The organism is Streptomyces mesophilus (assembly GCF_011044995.1).
Lineage (GTDB): Bacteria > Actinomycetota > Actinomycetes > Streptomycetales > Streptomycetaceae > Streptomyces > Streptomyces mesophilus.
In genome coordinates, this window is the sequence record NZ_JAAKZW010000020.1 from 34,537 (window position 1) to 55,628 (window position 21,092).

At 68.4% G+C, this 21,092-nt stretch carries 23 protein-coding genes; 7 read left to right on the forward strand and 16 right to left on the reverse strand.

The features are described 5' to 3' along the window. Window positions 1-803: 803 nt before the first annotated feature. The 7 genes from G6045_RS08880 to G6045_RS41340 all read right to left on the reverse strand — a co-directional run bounded on the left by G6045_RS08880 (window position 804) and on the right by G6045_RS41340 (window position 5,086). Window positions 804-1,772, reverse strand: a complete 969-nt coding sequence (locus G6045_RS08880) for an amidohydrolase family protein (protein ID WP_165331297.1) — start codon at window positions 1,770-1,772, stop codon at window positions 804-806. Between the two features lie 43 nt (window positions 1,773-1,815). Then, entirely contained in the window at window positions 1,816-2,334 is a 519-nt protein-coding gene (locus tag G6045_RS08885) for a gamma carbonic anhydrase family protein (RefSeq protein WP_165331298.1), read from the reverse strand. Between the two features lie 13 nt (window positions 2,335-2,347). Next, entirely contained in the window at window positions 2,348-2,806 is a 459-nt protein-coding gene (locus G6045_RS08890; RefSeq protein WP_165331299.1) for a MaoC family dehydratase, read from the reverse strand. A gap of 80 nt (window positions 2,807-2,886) precedes the next feature. Further along, window positions 2,887-3,894 (reverse strand): hypothetical protein, encoded by a 1,008-nt coding sequence (locus G6045_RS08895; protein WP_165331300.1) that lies wholly within the window; start codon window positions 3,892-3,894, stop codon window positions 2,887-2,889. A gap of 287 nt (window positions 3,895-4,181) precedes the next feature. Continuing rightward, on the reverse strand, window positions 4,182-4,436 hold the full coding sequence (locus tag G6045_RS08900) for an FAD-binding protein (RefSeq protein ID WP_328707709.1): 255 nt from the start codon (window positions 4,434-4,436) through the stop codon (window positions 4,182-4,184). Between the two features lie 105 nt (window positions 4,437-4,541). After that, window positions 4,542-4,754, reverse strand: a complete 213-nt coding sequence (locus tag G6045_RS41335) for a hypothetical protein (protein WP_235967715.1) — start codon at window positions 4,752-4,754, stop codon at window positions 4,542-4,544. Window positions 4,755-4,846: 92 nt separating this feature from the next. Further along, a complete protein-coding gene (locus tag G6045_RS41340) occupies window positions 4,847-5,086 on the reverse strand; it encodes an alpha/beta hydrolase-fold protein (RefSeq protein ID WP_235967716.1) in 240 nt (79 codons plus the stop codon). Here G6045_RS41340 and G6045_RS41345 point away from each other — a divergent pair. Then, window positions 5,085-6,359: a pentapeptide repeat-containing protein gene (locus tag G6045_RS41345; RefSeq protein WP_165331301.1), complete on the forward strand. Its 1,275-nt coding sequence runs from the start codon at window positions 5,085-5,087 to the stop codon at window positions 6,357-6,359. The two genes, G6045_RS41340 and G6045_RS41345, sit on opposite strands and share 2 nt — an antisense overlap. A gap of 17 nt (window positions 6,360-6,376) precedes the next feature. Here the strand turns inward: G6045_RS41345 and G6045_RS08915 are convergent, their stop codons facing one another. After that, window positions 6,377-7,693, reverse strand: a complete 1,317-nt coding sequence (locus tag G6045_RS08915; protein WP_235967725.1) for a phosphatase PAP2 family protein — start codon at window positions 7,691-7,693, stop codon at window positions 6,377-6,379. Window positions 7,694-7,850: 157 nt separating this feature from the next. On the opposite strand from G6045_RS08915, the gene G6045_RS41350 reads away from it, so the two are divergent. Further along, complete coding sequence (locus G6045_RS41350; RefSeq protein WP_235967726.1) at window positions 7,851-8,138, forward strand: DUF6183 family protein; 288 nt, start codon at window positions 7,851-7,853, stop codon at window positions 8,136-8,138. A gap of 164 nt (window positions 8,139-8,302) precedes the next feature. On the opposite strand, the gene G6045_RS08920 is transcribed toward G6045_RS41350, so the two are convergent. Both G6045_RS08920 and G6045_RS08925 read right to left on the reverse strand, forming a co-directional pair. After that, window positions 8,303-9,199, reverse strand: coding sequence for an NAD-dependent protein deacetylase (locus tag G6045_RS08920; protein WP_165331302.1), 897 nt, complete (start codon window positions 9,197-9,199; stop codon window positions 8,303-8,305). Window positions 9,200-9,251: 52 nt separating this feature from the next. Continuing rightward, window positions 9,252-9,569, reverse strand: coding sequence for a hypothetical protein (locus tag G6045_RS08925; protein WP_165331303.1), 318 nt, complete (start codon window positions 9,567-9,569; stop codon window positions 9,252-9,254). A 584-nt stretch (window positions 9,570-10,153) separates the two neighbouring features. Between G6045_RS08925 and G6045_RS08930 the strand changes: the two genes are divergently transcribed. After that, the gene (locus G6045_RS08930; protein WP_165331318.1) at window positions 10,154-11,272 is read left to right on the forward strand and encodes a hypothetical protein; all 1,119 of its coding nucleotides are present in this window, start codon (window positions 10,154-10,156) and stop codon (window positions 11,270-11,272) included. Window positions 11,273-11,958: 686 nt separating this feature from the next. Here the strand turns inward: G6045_RS08930 and G6045_RS08935 are convergent. Further along, window positions 11,959-12,111, reverse strand: coding sequence for a hypothetical protein (locus G6045_RS08935; RefSeq protein ID WP_165331304.1), 153 nt, complete (start codon window positions 12,109-12,111; stop codon window positions 11,959-11,961). A gap of 504 nt (window positions 12,112-12,615) precedes the next feature. Between G6045_RS08935 and G6045_RS08940 the strand changes: the two genes are divergently transcribed. After that, window positions 12,616-13,083, forward strand: a complete 468-nt coding sequence (locus tag G6045_RS08940; RefSeq protein WP_165331305.1) for a nuclear transport factor 2 family protein — start codon at window positions 12,616-12,618, stop codon at window positions 13,081-13,083. A gap of 85 nt (window positions 13,084-13,168) precedes the next feature. Here the strand turns inward: G6045_RS08940 and G6045_RS08945 are convergent, their stop codons facing one another. The 4 genes from G6045_RS08945 to G6045_RS08960 all read right to left on the reverse strand — a co-directional run bounded on the left by G6045_RS08945 (window position 13,169) and on the right by G6045_RS08960 (window position 17,262). Next, on the reverse strand, window positions 13,169-13,633 hold the full coding sequence (locus tag G6045_RS08945; RefSeq protein WP_165331306.1) for a GNAT family N-acetyltransferase: 465 nt from the start codon (window positions 13,631-13,633) through the stop codon (window positions 13,169-13,171). A gap of 304 nt (window positions 13,634-13,937) precedes the next feature. Further along, window positions 13,938-15,254, reverse strand: coding sequence for a DUF2637 domain-containing protein (locus G6045_RS41355; protein ID WP_328707710.1), 1,317 nt, complete (start codon window positions 15,252-15,254; stop codon window positions 13,938-13,940). 189 nt (window positions 15,255-15,443) lie between these two features. Next, the gene (locus G6045_RS08955; protein WP_235967717.1) at window positions 15,444-16,280 is read right to left on the reverse strand and encodes a DUF3558 domain-containing protein; all 837 of its coding nucleotides are present in this window, start codon (window positions 16,278-16,280) and stop codon (window positions 15,444-15,446) included. A 145-nt stretch (window positions 16,281-16,425) separates the two neighbouring features. Beyond that, window positions 16,426-17,262 carry a DUF3558 domain-containing protein gene (locus G6045_RS08960; RefSeq protein WP_165331308.1) on the reverse strand — a complete coding sequence of 279 codons (837 nt, stop codon included), beginning with the start codon at window positions 17,260-17,262 and terminating at the stop codon, window positions 16,426-16,428. Between the two features lie 203 nt (window positions 17,263-17,465). Between G6045_RS08960 and G6045_RS08965 the strand changes: the two genes are divergently transcribed. Continuing rightward, window positions 17,466-18,659 carry an RtcB family protein gene (locus tag G6045_RS08965; RefSeq protein ID WP_165331309.1) on the forward strand — a complete coding sequence of 398 codons (1,194 nt, stop codon included), beginning with the start codon at window positions 17,466-17,468 and terminating at the stop codon, window positions 18,657-18,659. A 131-nt stretch (window positions 18,660-18,790) separates the two neighbouring features. On the opposite strand, the gene G6045_RS08970 is transcribed toward G6045_RS08965, so the two are convergent. Beyond that, entirely contained in the window at window positions 18,791-19,555 is a 765-nt protein-coding gene (locus tag G6045_RS08970; RefSeq protein ID WP_165331310.1) for an SDR family NAD(P)-dependent oxidoreductase, read from the reverse strand. A gap of 201 nt (window positions 19,556-19,756) precedes the next feature. Between G6045_RS08970 and G6045_RS08975 the strand changes: the two genes are divergently transcribed. Together G6045_RS08975 and G6045_RS08980 are read left to right on the forward strand one after the other, a co-directional pair. Continuing rightward, the gene (locus tag G6045_RS08975) at window positions 19,757-20,224 is read left to right on the forward strand and encodes a hypothetical protein (protein WP_165331311.1); all 468 of its coding nucleotides are present in this window, start codon (window positions 19,757-19,759) and stop codon (window positions 20,222-20,224) included. Window positions 20,225-20,357: 133 nt separating this feature from the next. Beyond that, window positions 20,358-21,065 (forward strand): AAA family ATPase, encoded by a 708-nt coding sequence (locus G6045_RS08980; protein WP_165331312.1) that lies wholly within the window; start codon window positions 20,358-20,360, stop codon window positions 21,063-21,065. The last annotated feature ends 27 nt before the right edge of the window (window positions 21,066-21,092 follow it).

Below are 21,092 nucleotides of genomic sequence, written 5' to 3' on the forward strand. Positions count from 1 at the left end.
TTCGAGGGTGAGCCGCGCACCCGATCGGTACGTGCCCAGGGCGCGCGACGCCGTCGTCGGGCGAGCTCGGAGGTACTGCCCGATGCGGGACGTCACGGTTCCGGGCGTCCCGCTCGCGGCGATGGCCTCCACCACCCCTGCGGCCTCCCCCACGCCCATCGGCACAGCCAAGGGCGGCACAGCTGCGTGCACGGGACAGGCCGAGAAGGTCAGACCGAGGGTCACGACCCCGAACATCGAGCGGGACAGTGTGTCCCATGAGGTGGGTGAAAGCATGCCAGGACCGCTCTTTCCGAAGAGAGACAAGGGCAGGCCGAGCATGCGGCTTCCAGGCTGTTTGTCAGTTCAACCGCACGGGCGTGAGGGCTGGTTGGACGTACGGGATCACGGTCCTGGGTGAGAGATTCCCATTGGTGACGCAGCGCCCGGCGACCAGGATCAGCAGCGGATGGGCCCGCCGATCCCCCGGGCGCGACTAACCATTACGGCCCGCATCTCGACATCGCCAGAGGGCTCCGCCCATGCAGTGCGCAGATCCACGCCCGAACGAAGCGCGCGATCAGTGCCATCGGCTCACCAAAGCGGCCGCGTCGAAGAACCGGTGGGCCCCGCCACGCATCAGGCCGGTGTAGCCGTGCCGCAGCCGGCGCACGCTGATGGCGACGGGCGATAGAACGCTTTCACTACCGTGGCGGCAATCGTCGAGGCGAGTAGAACCACGCAATCATCAAGACCAGTCCTCACAGCAATAACTTCCATGCTCCGAGGGGAGGCGCAGGACCCCACCCACTCGAATTGCAGTGCTAGCTGGAGATCTGCGTGTCAGTGAGGCGAGGGAAGAGGCGGGCGGCAGGTGAGCCGGGGGCGGTGTCCAGTCGAGCGTCGTGCAGTGCGTGGGTGCGGCGAAGGGCGTCGGCCAGGCTGGTGACCGCTTCTGCGGGTGTGAAGGGGTAGTCGCTGCCGTACAAGAACCGTTCCGGCGCGGCCAGTTCTCGCAGTCCCTTCAGCGCGACGGGGACGGGTGTGCCGGCCAAGTCGTAGTAGAGGCTGCCGAGGGCCGCTGGTACGTCGGCGCCTTCACCGGTCAAGGTGGAGACGAAGGCGGCCCGGTGCGCGAGCGCGGGCAGGACGGCGCCCGCGTGCGGGATGATCCAGCGGATGCGGGGGTGGCATGCGAGGGTGCCGCTGAGGATGAGGTCGACGACACAGCGGGTGGTGTCGAAGAGGAACTCGATCATGGGGCGCGGTCGTCCGAGCGCCGTGCATTCCCAGCCGGGCGGGGACGTCGGATGCAGGGTCACCACAGCTTCGCGGGCGTCGAGTTCGGCCAGGACAGGGGCGAAGGCAGGGTCGGACAGGTACCGGCCGTGGTAGTGGGTCTTCAACGCGACCGCGTCGGTGTGCAGTTCGTCGTAGGCGCGGGCCAGTTCGTGGAGCGCGCCGTCGACGTCGGGCAAAGGCAAGGACGCGGACAGGCCGAAGCGCTCGGGGTGGTCGGCGACCAGTGCGGCGCCGGCGTCGTTCACGTGCTCGGCCAGCTCGCGGGCGGCTTGGTCGGCGATGAGTTGATGGTCCCCGAAGTGCACCCCGGGCGACGAAATCGACAGGACGGCGGCGGCGATGCCGTTCGCGTCCATGACGTCGAGCGCGGACTTGGCGCTCCAGGAGGGAAGACCGGGCATGCCGTCGGGCTGCCCGTGGCCGGCTGCCGTACAGGCGGCGGCGTAGTGGTCGGTGAGGTAGTGGGCGTGGACGTCCAGCCAGCCGGTCATGCCGGTCGCTCCTCGAGTGACGCGTCGTGCGGACGGGGCGAGTTCAGCCGAGTCTGCGCAGGTGCGTGCGGTACCGCCGACCGTTGGCCACATACTTGGCGGCGCCTTCGGCGAACGCCCCGGGTTCGATCGTGCGGCCGGTCAGGCGCGCGGGCACCCCGAGCGCCTGCGCCCGAGGCGGGACCGCCATGTGCTCGGTGACCAAAGCAGCCGCGCCGATCAGTGCGCCGGCGCCGATGACCGCGCCCTTCAGGACCACGGCGCCGGCACCGATCAGACAGCCATCGCCCACAGTGCAGCCCTCCAGGTGGGCGAGGTGACCGATGACGCAGTCCGCGCCGATGCGGGTCGGCCAGTCGTCGTCGGCGTGCAGGACGACACCGTCCTGCACTGAGGTACGGTCGCCGATCGTGATGGTGCCGAAGTCACCTCGCAGGACCGCGCTTGGCCAGACGGTGGCATGCTCACCGATCCGGACGGAGCCGATGACGGTGGCGGCCGGGTGGACGAACGCCTCAGGGTGGATCTGCGGCACCTGGTCGCCGAGCGCGTACACGGCCATCGGACGAGCCTCCTTATGCGCTCTGCGGTTTGGGGACGATCAGCGTTCTGCGGAAGGACATCACCTGTTGCCCGTGCTGGTTGAGACCACGGGTCTCGATCCGTACTGCTCCGCGGTCCGCGGCCTCGGCGCAGTCCTCCACGGCGAGCACCTCGCTCTCGCCGTAGAGGGTGTCACCGTGGAAGACCGGCGCCGTGTGCCGGACCTCGTCGAAGCCTCGGCACGCAAGCGCGCGTCCGCTCACGTCGGCTTCCGACAGGCCGATCAGCAAGGACATGACGTAGCTGCCGATGACCAGCGGCCGCCCGTGCCGAGTGGCGGATTCGGCGTACACCGCATCGAGGTGCAGCGGGTGACGGACCATGGTGAGCAGACAGAACAGGTGATGGTCGGACTCGGTGACGGTCTTGCCCGGCCAGTGCCGCAGCACCGCACCCATGCTGAACGCGTCGAAATCAGCGCCGAACGGCACCCGTACCACCTCTGTCTTGCGGTGCGGCCGCGCACAGCACGCCTGCGCCGGCGCGGCCCACCGTGTCGATCGCGGTCCCGTTAGCGGGCACAGCGCCGCGTGCCGCAGCTGGAATCCTGCCGACTGGGCACGTGCACGCCCGACGCGCTGAGGTTGTCCTGCTGGTCGGTGTCCACGTCGGCCTTGTCCGCAGGAGCGATGAGAGCCAGGCCGTACAGCACGCCCGCCGGGGCGGTGTCGCGCACCCGCAACGGCAGTGTGAGGGTGTCCTGTTCCTCGACGTCGAGGCCGTCGACACGGCAGACGACGATCTCAGGAACCCCCGGGGTGGGTTCGTTGAGCTTGATCTCGCACCCCTCGGGCAGCTCCCGGCCCTTGTCGATCTGGGTGAGGAAGGGGGTGACGACGGTGATCTGGATGGTGCCCGACTCGTTCGGCCCCACGTTGCCGTAGGTGAAGGTGGCCTCGGCACGGCCGTCTACATCGGTGGCGGGTGTGTCCCGGGTGAGATACAGCCCGACTTTGTTCCCGCCCGGCGTCGGCGGGGTGGGCCGGGTGAGCATCAGCTGCGTGATGGCCCAGTTGTCGGAGAGGTTCGCCTCCGTGTCCTTGGAGCCCGGGACCGGGACCGCGGCCGCTCGACCGAGAACGATGCCGGTCAGCCGTGCCCGCTCGGTGACCACCAGCGGCACGGGAACGGTGACGGGCTTGCCCTTGGCCAGTCCCTCGGGCAGCCGGCAGACCAGCACTTCATTGACCGTGGGATCCGGGTTCGCGTACCGGATCGTGCAGCCCTTGGGCAGCTTCGCCTTGCGGTCGATGTTGACGTACGACGGCGTCGCAAACGTGACCAAGGTCTGGCCCTTGGTGGTCGTACCGTTGTTGGCGACGACAAGTTTCTGCACCCCGGTCTTGCCCGGCGCGATGGTCGGCGGGGTCGAGGTGATGACCAGGTCCACCTTCCCGTCGCCGGCCGGCGCGGGTCCGGCCTGGGCCGTGGGCGCCGTGACGGCGAGCACAGCTGTGGCGGTGACGGCCAGGCGCATGCCCTTGGTACGGGCCATGGAGACGAGTGAGGGGAAGGGCATGACGAACTCCTTGGAAGCCGCCCGCATGGCACAGGGCACATGTGGGCCTTCACGTCTGCGCGACCGCGCAGCGAACCCCTGATTCCTAGCCCTGGCCGCCAACCCACATGCGGTCCGCCCGTCAACCTCCGCCGTCTGGCTCAGCGATGCAGAGCGTCGCGTCCCCTCCGACCCGCTCGTCGCCCGTGGCTCCCGCACATGACCTCGTCGGGGTTGCCCGACAGCCGCGATCGCTTCGCAAGTCCGCGCACCCGTACACGGACCTGTGATCGTCCAGCGAACTGCCCTCAGCGCGAGGCCCAGGCGCGACGGGCGTGGTCATAGGCGGGCAGCGCAACGCCCAGCCGTACGGGCATGCTGACGTACACGCGCCGGTTGATCACGCCGCCTTCAACGGCATTGGCGCCGCCCGACAGTCCCGTACCTGCGCCGCGTGCAACCAGGGGGACTCCGTGCTCCAGGTACGCACGCACCACGGTCTGGACCTCGTCGGTGCTCTGGGCGCGCACGACGGCCATCGCCCGGCCGACAGGCGCCCACACCGCCTGGTCGTGGGAGAGGCCGCGAAAATGTCCGGATCAGTCACCACCCGGTCGGCGGTCAGCCGTTGCCTGAGTACTTCGGCGATGGAACCGCGGCGTCCAGAATCACTGGGCACGGCAGCTCCTGAGGTAGCTGAGGTACGAGGTCTGCAGGCTGGTCACGTGCGTTTCATGCGTGAGTGCGCTGGTGACAGATCCGCTGCGGGAGGTGAGGCGGTGAACGAACGCGGCCGCGTTCTTCGCGAGACTCTGGTAGACCGCCAAGTCGCCCAGGATCTCCCGCTCGTTGAGGGTCACGTGGAGCTTGGTGTCGCCCATGGCGTCAGGGCGAAGACCTGACTGTCCGCATTGACGATGCCGGGGCTGCCCGCGCCGATGCTCTCGAAGAGGGTGCTGTTGGTGAGCCAGGCTTAGAGGCTGAAGAGTCCGCCGTAGGAATAGCCGAAGAGGCCGTGACCGCTGGGGGCCGTGCCGTAGTCGCGTGCGATCCGCGGGTGCAGGACGTCGGTAAGGAAGTTCAGGAACATGTCCCCGCGGCTGTCGTTCAGTTCGGCGAGGTAGGCGTCGGCTAGCTCGCGCGTCGTCGTGCCTGCTTCGACCCCGCCGAACCGGCCACACCGGCTCGCCGCGTCCGACACCATCACCGACATGGACACAGTGCAGCTCGCCGCTCTCAGCGCTGGCGACTCCACCGCCGTCACCATCCTCGGCCTGGCCCTCGCCGTAGTGGCGGGCGCGGCACTCAAGATCAGCCGCCTTCGTGCCGGCCCAGAAGCGGACGACGACGAGGGCAAACGGCAGTACACCAGAACTCAACGCCGGCTTGCAGCCATTGCCGGCCTCGCGGGCGCTACCGCGTTCGTCCTTCTCTTCTGGCGGGGCCCTTGGTGGTTCGATGGCCTGCACCTGCGTAGAACCGATCTCGAAGGCGCCGACGGAGTCGTTATCACCGGTTTTCGCACCGGTCTCGTCGCTGTCCTCGCCGGGATCATCGCAGCCATCGGCCTCTACTACACCCGCGAGAAGCACCGCCTCGAGCGAGACGAGTTCCGCCATGCACAGGAGCAATTCGCTGAGAGTCAGAAGCAGTTCGCGAGCACGCTCCAGGAAGCCCAGAAACGTGACCGGCGGCAGGCCGAGCTGGCCCGGGAAGGACAGGTCACTGGCCGTTACGTCGACGCGATCAAACTGCTGGCGTCCGACAAACTCCCCGAACGCCTCGGCGGCATCTACGCCCTCGAACGCATCATGCACGACAGCAACCGAGACCTGGCCAACATCATCGAAGTCCTGACCGCCTACATCCGCGCCCAGGAAGACGACGACCACGAGCGTCCCAAGCCGGATACCCACGCCGCACTCACGGTTGTCGCTCGCCGGCCCGAGGGGAAAAAACACGTGATCACCCTGGGTGGCACCAATCTCAAATTCACGATTCTGCAGCAACCAAGCTTCCGGTACGCCGTCCTGACCGTGGCAGACCTCAGCGACATCTCCTGGTTCGGAGCAGATCTGCGAAGCGCCAACCTCGGTACTGCAGACCTCCGTCGCGCACACCTCGAAGAAGCCGACCTCATGGACGCCGTCCTCATCGAAGCCAGGCTCGACCACGCCGACCTCCGCAAGGCGCGCCTCGAAGGAGCAGACCTGCGAGGCGCACACCTACAAGACGCCAACTTGCAAGAAGCGGATCTGCTTGGCGCCGCCCTGCACGGAGCCGATCTCAGAGGAGCAGACCTCCGAGGCGCCAAGTCCCTCGACCTCGCACAGCTCCAAAATGCCGACCTGTCCCGAGCAACGAAGCTGCCGGCGGCTGTCGCCGGCAATGCCGCAATCCAACGCCGGATCGAGGTGTGCGAGCAGCGCGACGCCGATCGCTCACCGGGCGGTCACGGCCACTCAACAACGCCCGCCCCCGCTTAGACCCCTCGCGGCTTCGATCACGCCGCGAGGGTCTCGGAGGGTGCGACAGGGTGACCGCCCTCGAAGCGGGAGCCAGCGCGGACAAGGGCGGCTTTCGGCTCCGGCAGCTTGGTGGTGGTCCGGACATAGGCGTAGATCACCGAGCCCATCGCCAGCAGGAGCAGCGGCGCGAAGAGGCCCGGGTATCTGGCCATCTTTGTCGGCAGGTAGCGGTACGACATCAGCAGCCCGGCGAAGACCGTTGTGCCGTAGGCGACCAGTGGGACGCCCAACCACTTCCAGCCGTACGCCTGCGCGCGCAGTGTCCCTTCGATCGTGAGGGTGAATACCACGCCCGCGATGATGTCCACGCCGTAGTGGTAGCCGAACCCCAGCGTCGCCCCCACCGTGGCGACCAGCCAGAACGTGCCCGCGTAGCGCAGCAGTCGTGAAGTCTGGCGGGAATGGATGAAGATCGCGGTGGCCCATGCCGTGTGCAGGCTGGGCATGCAGTTGCGTGGTGTGAGGTCGTTGAACGTCATGTGGTGCGGGGCAGGGATCGACGCCATTGCGTCGGGCCACAGGTTGGCCACCGCCGACGGTCCGCCCTGGGCACCGAAGGCGTAGACCGGACCGACCACCGGGAAGATCATGTAGATGGCCGGGCCGAGCAGGCCGATGGCCAGGAACGTGCGCACCAGATGGTGGCGCGGGAATCTGCGCTCCTTGGCCACATTGCGCAGTTGGTAGAACGCGACGACGACCGCGGCCACCGTGAGTTGGGTGTAGACCCAGTGCAGGATGTTCGAAGGGACCGGCCCGGTGGCCTCGATCAGTCGGCCGGCCAGCCATGACGGGTTGCCCAGTGCGTGATCGGCAGCCGCCAGGTATTCGTCGAGTACGGTCGGGCGGGTCGTCGCTGTGATGAGCAGCCAGATGTTGCCCATCTTGCGGGCGACGAGCAGCAGCATGCCAAGGCCGACGCCCTTCAACAGCAGGACGCGTTCCTTGCCGCTGCGGTGTGTGACCGCCATGACCGCGCAGGCCAGCATCACCCACAGCGGGCCGGTGCCGAGGGTGGTCCTGGCGTCGAAGACCAGTCGCACCAGCACCAGGACGCTGTCGATGACGACTGCGACACCGGCCGCGATGAACCGTTGACGCCAGGTGAACATCACGGTCATCAACGCCATGCTGGTGTACATCAGCGGCCACGATTCCGGGGTGAAGATCAGCTGCGGTATCTGGACACCGGGGTGTCCGATGATCGGCCCGCCGCCGTAGCGGCGTTCGGCGAACTCGATCGCGAGGAAGAACCCGAGGCTCACCATCACCGCCACTCCGGCCCACAGCATCACCTGCGGCCGACGCCACGCGGCGAACTCAGTTCTGCGGTCTATTCGCGAAGTCACCGGTGATGCTCCAGGTATCGATGATGTGCCCCATGGTCAGATCGTGGGTGCGGCAGGGCTGCAAACCTGATCATGTTAGGCGAGTGACATGCGGGTCTGGATGGCTATAGACCGATCCGGCAGCGGGCTATCTTCCGGTCCGAGCCCCCGCGTTGGCGTCTTTAAGGCGTCGGCAACGACACCCGGCAAAGTCCCGGGAAGGCGCAAGCTCTCCCCTTCCCGTCGACCGGCGAGCACAGGTGTCCTGCGCCGGCTCCGCCGGCCGTGGTGCGGCAACGGGCGAGGACGGTGGCGCTGGTTCGAGCAGGTGGCGTGGGACATCGGCGTCGTCGCGCGCTCGCCGGATCACCGGCGCCTGTCGCTGCTGACGGCCACCGATACCGACTGAAGATCGCCTGTGAGTATGCGCACTGCAGGTCACACGCTTGGTGCGCCCACGCTGATCTTGAACGAGACACATGCCGAAGTCGTGTTCTCAGGGCGCTTCTCGGCCGGGTCAGTCGGCCAGGGCCGCCCGAGTCCTGCCGGTCGGTGGCCGCTTGTCCTGTCGACTCAGGACTGTGCGACCCGTTGCACCACTTGGGACAGCGTTGCTCCCAGGGGTAGTTCGATTCGGGCGGTGGCCCATCGGTCACCGCGGGTCGGCCCTTGATTGACGATCAGGACCGGGATGCCGGCGTCGGCCGCCTGGCGTACGAAGCGCAGTCCTGACATGACGGTCAGAGATGAGCCGAGTACCAGCAGTGTGTCGGCGGTGTTGACCAGGTCCTGGCACCGGGCCACGCGCTCGGGTGGGACGTTCTCTCCGAAGAAGACGACATCGGGCTTGAGCAGGCCGGTTCCGCAGGCCACGCACGGCACCACGCGGAACTCCCGCACCGCATCTTCGGGCAGTTCCACGTCTCCGTCGGGATTGACCCGCGCTGCCCGGTGCCGTTCGGCGACGTGCTCGAATCCGGGGTTGGCCTCGCGCAGCCGCCCATCGAGCGCGGCCCGGGTCTCCTCGTGGCCGCAGTCGAGGCACACCACGCGGCTGAGGCTTCCGTGCAGCTCGATCACGTGCTGCGCCCCGGTGACCTGCTGCAGTCCGTCGACGTTCTGTGTGATGACGCCGGTGACCAGGCCGGCGCGAGTGAGGGCGGTGACCGCGCGGTGTCCGGCGTTCGGGTGCGCGCGGGTCATGGCTCGCCAGCCGAGCTGACTGCGGGCCCAATACCGCCGGCGGGCCCACTCGCTGCCGACGAACTCCTGATAGGTCATCGGAGTGTGCCGCTGCAGGGAGCCGTGCTCCCCACGGTAGTCCGGGATGCCGGACTCGGTCGACAGGCCGGCGCCGCTCAGCACCACGACGCCTCCTGCCCGCACGGCGTCGATGACGGCCGTCACATCGGTCGTCGGCGCGGGCAGGTCACCGGAGGGTTCCCAGCTCAGCGTGGGTCTGATCCGCATGTCTGCCAGCGTACGCATCGCGCAGTGCCGGGGCTGGGTCAGTTCGGGGACGTCAGGCGGGATTGTCGATACCGGTCACCGACGCCGGCCCCAACGGGGCGTCCTGCTCCTTGAAGCCCGCCGCGCGGAGGGCCTGGGTGGCAAGTTCCTCGGCCGCGCTGCGGGCCTCGGCACTCGCGTCGGCGGTGACTTCCACGCGCATGCTGAAGGTGCCGTCGTCATTCACGGTGAACAGGTCCAGGTCCTCCTCACGGCCCAGCTCCGTGTCCTGCGGGTCGGCGCCGCGCAGCTGTCGTGCGATCTGGGCCTGGGCTTCGGCGTTTGCCGGGCGCAGAAATGTGCCGGGGATGGTGATGACGAAGGTGGTCATGTGAGGGCTCCTGTCTGTACCGGATCCGCGGGCCGGCCGTGTCGGCTCGTTTTCCCCAAGTGGGCGCGCTCACTCCGGTGTGGCACCCCGATGCTTCGTTCGGCGCACGCCCCACAGGCGCAGCCCCGCCTACATCACCAGGCCGGTGGCGAACGCGACGTGGTGGCCGAGGGCCGCGCCGTGCAGTGCCTCGGCGACCAGGCCGACGTACGGACCATGTCGATAGGGGGTCCTCGACGACAGGACGCAGCGCCGGCCGCCATCAGCCGGTTGCGCCAGCTCACCTCACATGGTGACTCCGCCTACCGTGTCGCCAACTCGAGACCTGGTTCCTCAACCACGGCGCCGCGCTCGGGTCGGCTGACCGGGCAGGGAACTCGCTGACCACCGCTGCCACTGATCCAGCGAACCCCTCTGGTTCGTGGGGCTCTAGGGCAGCACGCCCTCATTCTTCTGCACGCATGCAAGAAGCAGATGTTGAGGTTCCGACTGGTCGTGCGGCTGCCTTCCCGCAGCGGCCGGAAATTGCGTTGGCTGAGCGTCGCCATGCTGGGAGCATGCCTCTGATTCCCAGCGGAGGACATTTGTTCGTTTTCGTGTGCGTGGGGTGCGGCGGAGAGCTGACTGCCCCGCTGACCCAGGTCGCCTTGCCGGTTCACGCCCGCCAGTCGTTCGGGAATGGGCTTAAGCTCCCGGTGCTCATGGAGTCGGGCACGTTCGCCGTGGACCCAGAGCCCTCGGGACCACCGTGGCGACCGTGGGAGGACATCGATCCGGGTGAGGCGGCGGACCGTGGCATCTACGCGCCGGTCGACGGTCTGTTCGACGGCGCACCCGGTGCGATCGTCATCGCCCCCGGCGATACCCGCGGCACCGTACTGATCCCGGGGAAACGGGGCGGCACCTGCTGCGGCATGGACGGCGCTGACGGTCCCAACATGGCGTGCGAGGCGTGCGGACTGCCCGTGGCGAGCCGGATCGACGACTGTTCGCTGTGGCAGGCGGTGTGGCTCGCCCCAAACGCCGTGCGCCGTCGCCCAGTCGACGGCGGCGAAGTCGCACCACTGTCCTGGGCAGAGCTGGTGGCCGAAGGCAGGAGCACACCCCCGTTCGAGCCGATAGTCAACACGTGGGGTCGTTCGTGGCTGGGGTTGCACGACTCCTGGTCGTGGAGCCCGCAGTGGGAAGCGGCAGCGGGCCGGGCGCTCGCCCATCTGCTGGTGGCCTCCCAAGGCAGGCCGGTGACCGTCCAGGAGGGCCTGGTCGAGGAAGTGTTCCAACGCGCCCTGGACGCCCTGCTGCCCAAGGGTCCGCCGAAGCAGCGTGCCGTCCTGGCCGGACCGGGGCAGCCCGCCCCTGACACGGACACGGACATCCTGCTCGTGCCGCCCCACCCTCAGACGGGAAAGACCTGGATGCCACCCGGCCCGGCCGCCTCCGCATACCCAGTGCCGCTGCCGTTCGGGGTGTGGTTGTGGCTGGTCTCCCCGGAACCGGACCTGCCTGTACCCGCGTCAGGCGGCCTGCCTGACGGCGTCCTCCGCGACGACCTGACCACCCCGCTTCCGCATCGACTTTTCCAGGCCGACTCGGCAGTGTTCCGGCACACCCTCACCCGGCTCCCGGCCGTACGCAGCCCATGGTTGCGCGAGATCCTTGAGAACCTCACGCAGCACATGCGCGCCGGCCTCTTCGGCTGGTGACGGAGATGCCGCCGTGTCGCGACGCACGGCACGTCGCTAACTGGTCCCGGGCAGGCGAATCGCTTCCATCTCGAGGTCACCGAGCAGCGCCTCAACAAGCGGGCGAGGGCCACAGACCTTGGTGCCCCACAGGTCGTAGTCGGTGCAGACGACCCAGGAGCGGTCCGCAGCCCACAGGTTGGAAGGGGTGTACAGGATGTCCGGGTTGTCGAAGAGGGAGGGAGCATCGCCCAGGCGGCCGGAGCGGACCTGCCCCTTCTCGAAGTCCTGCGTGACGAGCGGGTTGTAGTGCGCCAGGCAGGCGGTGTCCGCTCCCTGAGAACTGTGCGCGATGAGGAACCGGATCAGATGGTCCCAGATCGGTCGGTCGAGACTGCCCTCGGCGGACCATTCGATGGAGCCGGGCTGGACGGTCGCCGCTGTCGCGGAGGGGAAGCAGCGATGACAGGGGTAGAGGCCCTGTGGAACGACCGGATCACCGAGGCGGGCGGCCAGCTCAGCCCAGCGCAGCCACCCGCGGCTGCCCCACGCTCGTAGATGCCGTGGAGTACCCAGGCGGCGTCGGGCAGCCCGGGTGCCTCATAGCCGGTAAGGCCGTCGTCCTGGGCGAGCTCGGCGAGCCATTCGGTCTCGGAGGCGGGCGCGAGGGGCCACAGGGTGAGGATGTCGGCGGGCATCCGGCCAGGCTACGGACCCGAGCGCCGCAGCCAGCCCCGCACCGGGCTCACGCGGGTCACGAGCGTGCGGTTGCTGTAGGCGGTGTCCAGCCACGTCCCCCGGTTGGACGGGCCGTTCCAGGCACACCTGCGGTGGCCGTCGGTGGCCCACCATCCCGGCACGAACAAGTGCTGCGGCGTGCGCGATCGGCTCGTGCCAGCGGGCCTCGGGCCGTACGTTCTGCTCGGCCAGGCGGCGGGCGCAGGGTTGCCAGTCCATGCCATCCACCTTGTCAGTAGGCGGGGTTGCAGGCTGGGGAGCAGTCAGAGCCGTCATTGTTCGGATTGCAGGCCGTCGCCACGTCGGGTGAGGGCTGCCAGGAGTCCTCCTGCGGCGTGCGCGCGTCCGGTGCCCAGGAGTCGTGAGCGGCACGGCGACGCGGGATCGCCGAAAGAACCGCGAAGACGGCCTTAGTCGGTCGGTGGTCGCGTTGCCGGCGGGTGGAGGAACCGGGACAGCACGCAAGGCCAGATCTGTCCGTCGGGGCCGATCGCCACAGCCATCTTCGCCTCAGTGCGTCCACTGGTGAATCGAGTAAGGGGGGGTGGGGAGCGACGAACGCGCCCTGCCGGTGCTGGAGCGGAAAGCCATTGCCCTGAGGCCTGTTGGGACTGATAGACAGGGGTATGGACGACAAGGTCTTGCCCCCGGTCGAGCGGATGCTTGCGGAGCGCGCCTGCGAGCGCATCATTGTGGACTTCATCCACCGACTTGACCTCGGCGAGCCGAGTTCGGTGGCCGAGCTGTTCACGCCCGATGGTGTCTGGCACTGGCCTTTCGGGGACCGGCGCACTGAGGGGCGCGAGGCTCTGCGCGCCTACTTTGCCTCACGCCCGAACGACAGGCTGTCGCGCCGTCTGATGACCAACATCCTGGTCACGGTGGAGTCCGAGGCGACAGCGCGGGCGGTCTCGTATCTGACGACGTACCGGGTCGATGGCTACTCAGGTGGAATGATCGAGCCCAGGCTCCCGGCGAACGTCGGCCACTACGAAGACACCTTCCGGAAGATCGACGGCGTCTGGTTGCTCGCCAGCCGCACTGTCTTCCTCCCCTTCGGCGGCGGAACGGAACGGCTCCCCGTCGCGGAGTGAGGCTCACGCTGTCACCGTGATAGTCGTCGGTTCCGGTCGAGTTCAGCGAGGACGCACGACGGAAGCCGGCACGACGGATCGGGCTTCAGGAGACAAGCCGACGATGAATCTGCCGTGACCCGCCTTCCGGCCCCGGGTCTGCCGCCTCAGCCGGAGCGAAGCCCAGCGACTCATAGAAGACGCGAGCACCGCTGGAAACGGCGCCTGGATGGTCGGCTCCGAAGGTGATCACCTCGATGGTGCCTGGCCCTCGCACGAACCTGCGTGACGCCTCATCCATCAAGGCGCGACCGACGCCGCTGCCGCGTCCCTCTTCTGCAACCACCAACCAATTCACGTGAAAGACAGGCGGCTTCTCGCCGAACAACAACCCGCCGAGGACGTCGGATCCTGCAGAGATGGCGACGAGCGCTGTCGACCGACGAATGTGATCTTTGACGGCGTCGTGGAAGCCAGGTTCTTCGACCATCGGGCCGAACCAGTGCCCGACCTGGGCAGCCAAGGCAAGAAAGCTCGGGAAGTCACGCTCCTGCGCGGGTCTGACAATCACCCAAGCAGTTTGACAGACGCGGCCAGGGACCCGGGCCACGTCAGGGTGCCTGGGGAATCAAGTGACGCTCGCCGCGGGAGGTTACGTGAGCATCCACACCTGGACCTCCATGGATGCGGCCCTCCCTCACGGCTGCTCGATCTGACCGTGCCGGCGGACGATCCGGATGCGCGCCCCAACCCCGCAGTACGCCGGCTGTGCGCTCTGCGGATCCGGATACTCCGGAATCTGGTGCGGTGTGCGCCGTGGCTGCGCAGCCGAACCCCTTCGGCAACAGTCTGTTGCGCGGGTGGGGATGGGCCGGTCAGGAGCTGGTCCACTGGAAGGTGAGAATCTTGTACCGTCGCCGGAAGTCCGGCAGGTAGTCCTCGCGCTCGGTCAAGGTCTGTGCGTCGATAGGGCGGCTGTACTGGCCGGTGATGCCGCGCAAGGCTGCCTCGGCCGCAACCTGCTGAGCAGCTGGCTCCGTACCGAGCTCATCACGCAGATGCGCGTAGACCGCATAGAGGCGAAAGCTGAGCGGGTACCGGCGCAGCCCGGCTGCGGTCACCGACTTACCCTGAGGACTGTAGATCCGGCGCTCCTTGAGGTACTCCGCCAGTTCAACGACTGAGGGTTCGACGCCGTACTCCAGCTGGAAGGCCTCCCACGCGGCGAAGTACCGGTCGACCGTGGTGACCTGAGCGGCCACTTGGTCCGTTCCTGCGGCGGACCCCTCGGACTCCGACGGGGGTTCCAGCAGCGAGGACGTGCTGCTGTCGCCTCCGGGGCTGCTCGGAGTCGGCTGCTGGCCCTGTCCCGGCTGCGGCGGAGTCGCGAACCACGGGCTGTCGTGGTTCGTCGGCCACTCCTGCGGGATCTCCACCGGCTGCTCCGCGGAGGGGGCCTGCGGAGCCTCCAACTGGCGCGTGGACGCGGGCAGTTGCGGCGGCTCGATGCCGGCGGCGGCGAGTCCGGCGGGGGCGGTCTCGGCGAGCGGGACGCCGTAGCGCGCCAGGCGCAGTGGCATCAGGGACTCGACGGGGGCCTTGCGGCGCCAGGCGCGGCCGTAGCGGGAGCGCAGGCGGGCGCGGTAGACGAGGCGTTCCTGTTCGAGCTTGATGACCGCGTCGTAGGAGCGGAGTTCCCAGAGCTTCATGCGGCGCCACAGCAGGAACGTCGGCACCGGTGAGAGCAGCCAGCGGGTGAGGCGGACGCCCTCCATGTGCTTGTCGGCGGTGATGTCCGCGATCCGGCCGATCGCGTGCCGCGCGGCCTCGACCGAGATCACGAACAGGATCGGGATCACGGCGTGCATCGCCGTGCCGAGCGGATCGGGCCAGGCCGCCGCGCCGTTGAAGGCGATCGTCGCGGCCGTGAGCAGCCAGGCGGTCTGGCGCAGGAGCGGGAACGGGATTCTGATCCAGGTCAACAGCAGGTCGAGGGCGAGCAGGACGCAGATGCCCGCGTCGATGCCGATCGGGAAGACCAGCGAGAACTTCCCGAAGCCCTTCTGCTCGGCGAGCTCGCGCACGGCCGCGTACGACCCCGCGAAGCCGATGGCCGCGATGACGACCGCGCCCGCGACCACCACGCCGATCAATATCCGGTGTGTCCGCGTCAGCTTCAGTGGCGCTGCCACCCGTGATCCTCTCCAAGTGCCTAGCCCAGAACCTGGGCCCGTTTGCGCGCAACAGCCTGGCACATGTGTGCGGGTGGCCGTGGGCCGGTATCGCCGAAGCCCGGCCATCGGGTGAATGGCCGGGCTTGCGATGGGGTGTTCTGCGGGTGTTTCGGTGCAAGGGCTACGGAAGTTCGCGCACCCGTGCGGTCACGACTTGGCGGTGGCCTTGTCGGACGGCTTGGTGGAGGCCTTGTCGGACGGCTCGTCGGAGGCCTTGCCGGACGCCTTGTCCGACGGCTCCGTGGAGGCGCCCGGCTTGTTGGCGGCCGTCACCGAGGCGACCGCTTCCTTGGCGGCCTTCTCGACGTCCTTGACCATGTCCGAGGCCTTCGGGGCCTTCTCGCCCGCGAGACCCGCGCCGTTGTAGTCCAGCGTCACCACGACGTTCTCGATCCGGGTCACGACCGTCTGCTGCTTGTAGTCGCCGAGCTTGCCCTTGTCGAGGTCATAGCTGACCGTCGTCGCCTCGTCGCCGACACCGGCGGCGGGCTCGGACTTCACGTTCTTGGCGCCGTCCGTGCCGGCGGCCGCGGCGACCTGCTTCTTGAAGTAGCCCTTGGCGCGCGTCTCGGCGCTGCCCAGGCCCTCCTCCGACTCGAAGCGCGTCAGCGACGCGGAGAGCCAGCGGAACTGCGAGCCGTCGACACCGTTGGTGTCGAGGCCCTTCCAGGAACAGCTGCTACGGGTGGAAATATCAGAGGACTTGCCCGTCTTGCCCGACTTGTCCTCAACCTTGGGCACCAGGTCCTCGACCGTCTTCGAGGACACCACCTTGCAGGCGGCCGGCAGCTGCTTGTACGCGGCCGCGGCGAGGCTCGCCGCCTTGTCCTTGCCGTCGGTGCCCTGGGAGGCGGAGGACTTCGCGCCGGAGTCGCTCTTGCCGCCGTCGCCCGAGTCCGAGGAGCACGCCGCGGCGGTCATGACCACCGGAACAACGGCGCAGGCGGCGAGAATGCGGGTGAATCGCGGTCCTTTTCGGTGCATGGTTCCTTCGCTCATCAGTCGTGCGGTTCGGTTCCGGGGCGCCATGTGCGGCAGGTGCCCCCTGTGGTTCCGCCCAGCCACGGTACGCGGTGGCGAAGTGCCCCGTGAGGAAACCGGAGCCCGGCCGCGGTGACCCGCGCCACGCTCACTCGGTGAACTGATCGGCCAGCTTTCCGGCCAGAACCCTTGCCCTGTCCTGCAGTTCCTTGCTGTCCGGCGTCTCCTTCACGGAGGCCGGCTGGGCGGTGTACTTGACCGTCACCAGCACATTCGACGTGCGGAACACCACAGTCACCGTCCGCTGCCGCGTCGCCGAATCCGCCGCGCCGAGCTCGTCGTCCAGATACGCCTCGTCCGCCAGATCGTCGAGCACCCGCGGCTGAAGACCCTCCGGCGGAGCGGAGGAAGCCGACTGGGTCGGCTTGCCCTGCTCGGGGTCGCCGCCCTTGCCGTCGTCCGGGCTCTGCGTGGCGGTCGGGTCCGCGGACTCCCCGGAGTCGCCTGACTCTTCGGACTCCTCGTTCTCCGTCGGCTCCGGCAGATCGGCCGCGATCTGCATGTCCAGGAACAGGTCGGCCGCGAGCTCGTCATCACTCACCGCGTCGTCGTACGAGACCGCGCGCTCGAAATCGATCTGCAGCCGGTGCGTCGCGTCCGAGGACGGCGCCGACCAGCGGCAGCCCGCCCTGCGGTCCGTGTCGAACGTTATGGTCGCCGCGCCCGCGTACGCCTTCTTCCGCTGCTCGTCGGGGAGTTCCCCGATCCCGGGCAGCAGCGAGTCCAGCGTGCCCTGGTCCACCGCCGCGCAGGGCTCGAGCAGCGTGTCGTACTTCCCGGGCTCGGCCGTCTTCGTCGGCGCCGTCGCGAAGCCGCCCGGCTTGTCGTCGGCGCTCCCCGCGCCGTCACCCGAACCGGAGGTGCAACCCGTCAGCAGCACCGCGGCGAGCAGGGGTGCGCCCGCCAGATACCTCTTGTGCCGCACGGTGCGGGTCCTCCTTCGGATACGGGTGCGTGGTCTGAGCCGTCCCCGTACGGCGAAAAGCATTGGCGCCGCACAAAGGCCGGTGAACACAATGTGTATCGCACGCGCCGCTGTGATGGCCGATCAACCGTCCCTTTTGTTGACCTTGGCACCAGTATTTGCGCTTTAAGACTTTTCTTTTGTTATACGGGGGTTGGGCAACCATGAGTTATGTAGAGGTACCGGGAGCGAAGGTTCCCATCCGTATGTGGACGGACCCGGCCACGGTCGAGGCGGGCGCGATGCAGCAGCTGCAGAACGTCGCCACGCTCCCGTGGATCAAGGGCCTCGCCGTCATGCCCGACGTCCATTACGGCAAGGGCGCGACGGTCGGTTCGGTCATCGCCATGCACGGTGCGGTCTGCCCGGCGGCGGTCGGCGTCGACATCGGCTGCGGCATGTCCGCGGTCAAGACCTCGCTGACGGCCAACGATCTGCCGGGTGACCTCTCGCGGCTGCGGTCGAAGATCGAGCAGGCGATTCCGGTGGGCCGTGGGATGCATGACTCCGTGGTTGATCCGGGTCGTATGCACGGCTTCCCGACCGCGGGCTGGGGCGACTTCTGGTCGCGGTTCGACGGGGTCGCGGACGCGGTCAAGTTCCGTCAGGAGCGGGCCACCAAGCAGATGGGAACGCTCGGCGGAGGAAATCACTTCATTGAATTCTGTCTCGACGAGACAGGTTCGGTCTGGCTGATGCTGCACTCCGGTTCGCGGAACATCGGCAAGGAGCTCGCCGAGTACCACATCGGCGAGGCCCAGAAGCTGCCGCACAACCAGGGTCTGGTCGACCGCGATCTCGCGGTGTTCATCGCGGACACCCCGCAGATGCAGGCGTACCGGAACGATCTGTTCTGGGCGCAGGAGTACGCCAAGTACAACCGCGCGATCATGATGGGTCTGTTCCAGGACGTCGTCCGCAAGGAGTTCAAGAAGGCCAAGGTGACCTTCGAACCGGTCATCTCCTGCCATCACAACTATGTGGCGGAGGAGCGGTACGAGGGCATGGACCTGCTTGTCACCCGTAAGGGAGCGATCCGTGCGGGCTCCGGCGACTACGGGATCATCCCGGGCTCGATGGGCACCGGCTCGTACATCGTGAAGGGCCTCGGCAACGCGAAGTCCTTCAACTCCGCCTCGCACGGCGCCGGCCGCAAGATGAGCCGGAGCGCGGCGAAGCGGCGCTTCTCGACGCGGGACCTCGAGGAGCAGACGCGGGGCGTGGAGTGCCGTAAGGACTCCGGCGTCGTGGACGAGATCCCGGGCGCGTACAAGCCGATCGAGAAGGTCATCGACCAGCAGCGGGACCTGGTGCAGGTCGTGGCGAAGCTCAAGCAGGTGGTGTGCGTGAAGGGTTGAGCCGCGCATAGCGGTTGAGCCGCGCGGAGCGGTGCCGACAGGCGTCGAGGCGGGGGGCCTCGGCAGTGGCCGGGGAGTCGTGTGGGAGCGGCTCCCCGGCCTTTCGCGTGCTGTGGCTCGCGGCTTCGTGTCTACAGCTCCCGGTGGACCTTCGTGTTGGAGGCCTGGGCGCGGGGGCGGACCACGAGGAGGTCGATGTTGACGTGGCTGGGGCGGGTGACCGTCCAGGCGACGGTGTCGGCCACGTCCTCGGCCGTGAGGGGCTCGGCGACGCCCTCGTACACCTTGGCGGCCTTCTCCTCGTCGCCGCCGAAGCGGGTCGTGGCGAACTCCTCCGTCTTGACCATGCCGGGGGCGATCTCGATCACGCGGACCGGCTTGCCGAGCAGTTCGAGGCGGAGCGTCTCGGCGAGGACGCGGGCGCCGTTCTTCGCGGCCACATAGCCCGCGCCGCCTTCGTACGTGGCGTGGCCGGCGGTCGAGGAGAGGACGACGACCGTTCCGTCGCCGCTGTCGACGAGGGCGGGGAGCAGGGCCTGGGTCATGTGGAGGGTGCCGATCACGTTGACCTCGTACATCCGGCGCCACTCGTCGGGGTCGCCGGTGGCGACCGGGTCCGCGCCGAGTGCGCCGCCGGCGTTGTTGACCAGCACGTCCACGCGGTCGAGCGTGCTCGCGAAGGCGTCGACGGCCGCGCGGTCGGTGACGTCGAGCGGGTGGGCGGTGGCGAAGTGGCCGGCCTCGGTGAGCTCGGCGGCCAGCGCCTCGATGCGGTCCTTGCGGCGGGCGGTGAGCACCACGTGGTGGCCCGCCTCGGCCAGCTTGCGGGCGGTCGCGGCGCCGATGCCGCTGCTCGCGCCGGTGACGACTGCGGTACGGCGGGCTGCGGCGGTCATGGGCTGCTCCTCGGTGCGACGGTGCCGGGCGGTTTCGGCCAGGCTAACCGGCTCGTGCGGGTCGGCGGTCAACCGTCCGTCGCTCGGTCATCCGTACGCGCCGAACTCCGCCGAGGGCACGGTGAATTGCGAAGTCTGGGTATGTTTCGCGCGTATCGGACAGGTGTCTTTGTGGGAACTGCGGGAACTGTGGGAGCTGGAATGCGAGTGAAGCGCGCGGGACTGGTCGCGGCGTCGGTGGCCGCCGCCGCTCTGGTTGCGGGGGTGCCGGCCGAGGCGGCGGCGCCGGAGGCCGATGTGGCGTACCACGGCTATGCGTCGCTGTGGGAGGGGCGCCTCGGTATCTGGCTGACCCCGCAGAACCACGGCCCGGTCGATGTGTCCGAGGCCACGGTCCGGCTGCGCTACTCGGCGCCGCTGGCGAGCGAGCAGAAGCTGCCCGAGCGGTGCCTGCGGGCCGGGCAGCGGGTGGTGCTCTGCTCGACGGGTGAGATCAAGGCCGGGAGCTGGAGCGAGGAGATCGGGCTCGACATGAGGCTCAAGGGCTCGCCGTCGGAGGCCACGGTGCAGATCGACACCCTGTGGAACGGCGGGGCGTCCGACCGCAACGTCAACAACAACCGTCACAAGGTGCTGACCCTGGACACCGGGGACTCGTACTTCTTCTGAGACCTGGGCTTCGTCCGAGACCCGGGTCGTCCGAGACCCGGGTTTCTCTTGGGCTTCCCGTGGTGACCGGCCCGCGGCCCGCGGCCTTCGGCTGCCGCGGGCCGTTGTCGTACCCCCGTGGCACTCTCGAAGAGTGATCGTCGAACGTGCGTATGCCCATGTGGACGGGGAGGGCCCCGGGGAGTATCCGTGGAGCGTGCCCTGTGTGCGGCAGCTGCTGCGCGAGGGGCTGCGCTTCACGGCGCCGGTGACGTTCCTGGTGGGGGAGAACGGCTCGGGCAAGTCCACGCTGGTCGAGGCGTTCGCCGAGGCCTTCGGGCTCGATCCGTACGGCGGCTCGCACGACTGGCAGTACGCGAGTCACCGGACCAAGTCCGCGCTCGGTGAGCGGCTGCGGTTCGACCCGGCGGCCGGCGGGCGGCAGATGATGCGCAGCTGGTCGGCGCGCAAGGGGTTCTTCCTGCGGGCGGAGACGGCGCTCGACGCGCTGCGGCGCGAGCGCATGGCGCCGGACGAGCGCAGTCATGGGGAGGGGTTTCTCGTCGCGTTCCGCGACAAGTTCACCAAGCCGGGGCTGTACGTGATGGATGAGCCCGAGTCGGCGCTGTCGTTCGGTTCATGTCTCGAACTGCTCGGCCATATCGACCAGTTGACCCGCGCGGGCGGCCAGATCGTCTGCGCCACGCACTCCCCGCTGCTCACCGCCCTGCCGGGGGCGGACATCGTCGAGGTCGGGGAGCACGGGATGCGGCGGGTGGCCTGGGAGGAGCTGGAGTTGGTGGATCACTGGCGTCGGTATCTGGGGGATCCGCGGGCTTATTTGCGGCACATTGTGGGGTGAGGGGCGGGGGCCGTTCTCGGCGTGGGG

Bases quoted from the DNA above. Each gene is read 5' to 3' on its own strand.
- G6045_RS41340 (WP_235967716.1), bottom strand. From the start codon at position 5,086: ATGTCGGTGATGGTGTCGGACGCGGCGAGCCGGTGTGGCCGGTTCGGC.
- G6045_RS08975 (WP_165331311.1), top strand. From the start codon at position 19,757: ATGCGAGTGAAGCGCGCGGGACTGGTCGCGGCGTCGGTGGCCGCCGCC.
- G6045_RS08885 (WP_165331298.1), bottom strand. From the start codon at position 2,334: ATGGCCGTGTACGCGCTCGGCGACCAGGTGCCGCAGATCCACCCTGAG.
- G6045_RS08920 (WP_165331302.1), bottom strand. From the start codon at position 9,199: ATGCGGATCAGACCCACGCTGAGCTGGGAACCCTCCGGTGACCTGCCC.
- G6045_RS08880 (WP_165331297.1), bottom strand. From the start codon at position 1,772: ATGACCGGCTGGCTGGACGTCCACGCCCACTACCTCACCGACCACTAC.
- G6045_RS08895 (WP_165331300.1), bottom strand. From the start codon at position 3,894: ATGCCCTTCCCCTCACTCGTCTCCATGGCCCGTACCAAGGGCATGCGC.
- G6045_RS41335 (WP_235967715.1), bottom strand. From the start codon at position 4,754: ATGGGCGACACCAAGCTCCACGTGACCCTCAACGAGCGGGAGATCCTG.
- G6045_RS41345 (WP_165331301.1), top strand. From the start codon at position 5,085: ATGGACACAGTGCAGCTCGCCGCTCTCAGCGCTGGCGACTCCACCGCC.
- G6045_RS08925 (WP_165331303.1), bottom strand. From the start codon at position 9,569: ATGACCACCTTCGTCATCACCATCCCCGGCACATTTCTGCGCCCGGCA.
- G6045_RS08940 (WP_165331305.1), top strand. From the start codon at position 12,616: ATGGACGACAAGGTCTTGCCCCCGGTCGAGCGGATGCTTGCGGAGCGC.
- G6045_RS08965 (WP_165331309.1), top strand. From the start codon at position 17,466: ATGAGTTATGTAGAGGTACCGGGAGCGAAGGTTCCCATCCGTATGTGG.
- G6045_RS41350 (WP_235967726.1), top strand. From the start codon at position 7,851: ATGGCTATAGACCGATCCGGCAGCGGGCTATCTTCCGGTCCGAGCCCC.
- G6045_RS08955 (WP_235967717.1), bottom strand. From the start codon at position 16,280: ATGCACCGAAAAGGACCGCGATTCACCCGCATTCTCGCCGCCTGCGCC.
- G6045_RS08915 (WP_235967725.1), bottom strand. From the start codon at position 7,693: ATGCTGTGGGCCGGAGTGGCGGTGATGGTGAGCCTCGGGTTCTTCCTC.
- G6045_RS08970 (WP_165331310.1), bottom strand. From the start codon at position 19,555: ATGACCGCCGCAGCCCGCCGTACCGCAGTCGTCACCGGCGCGAGCAGC.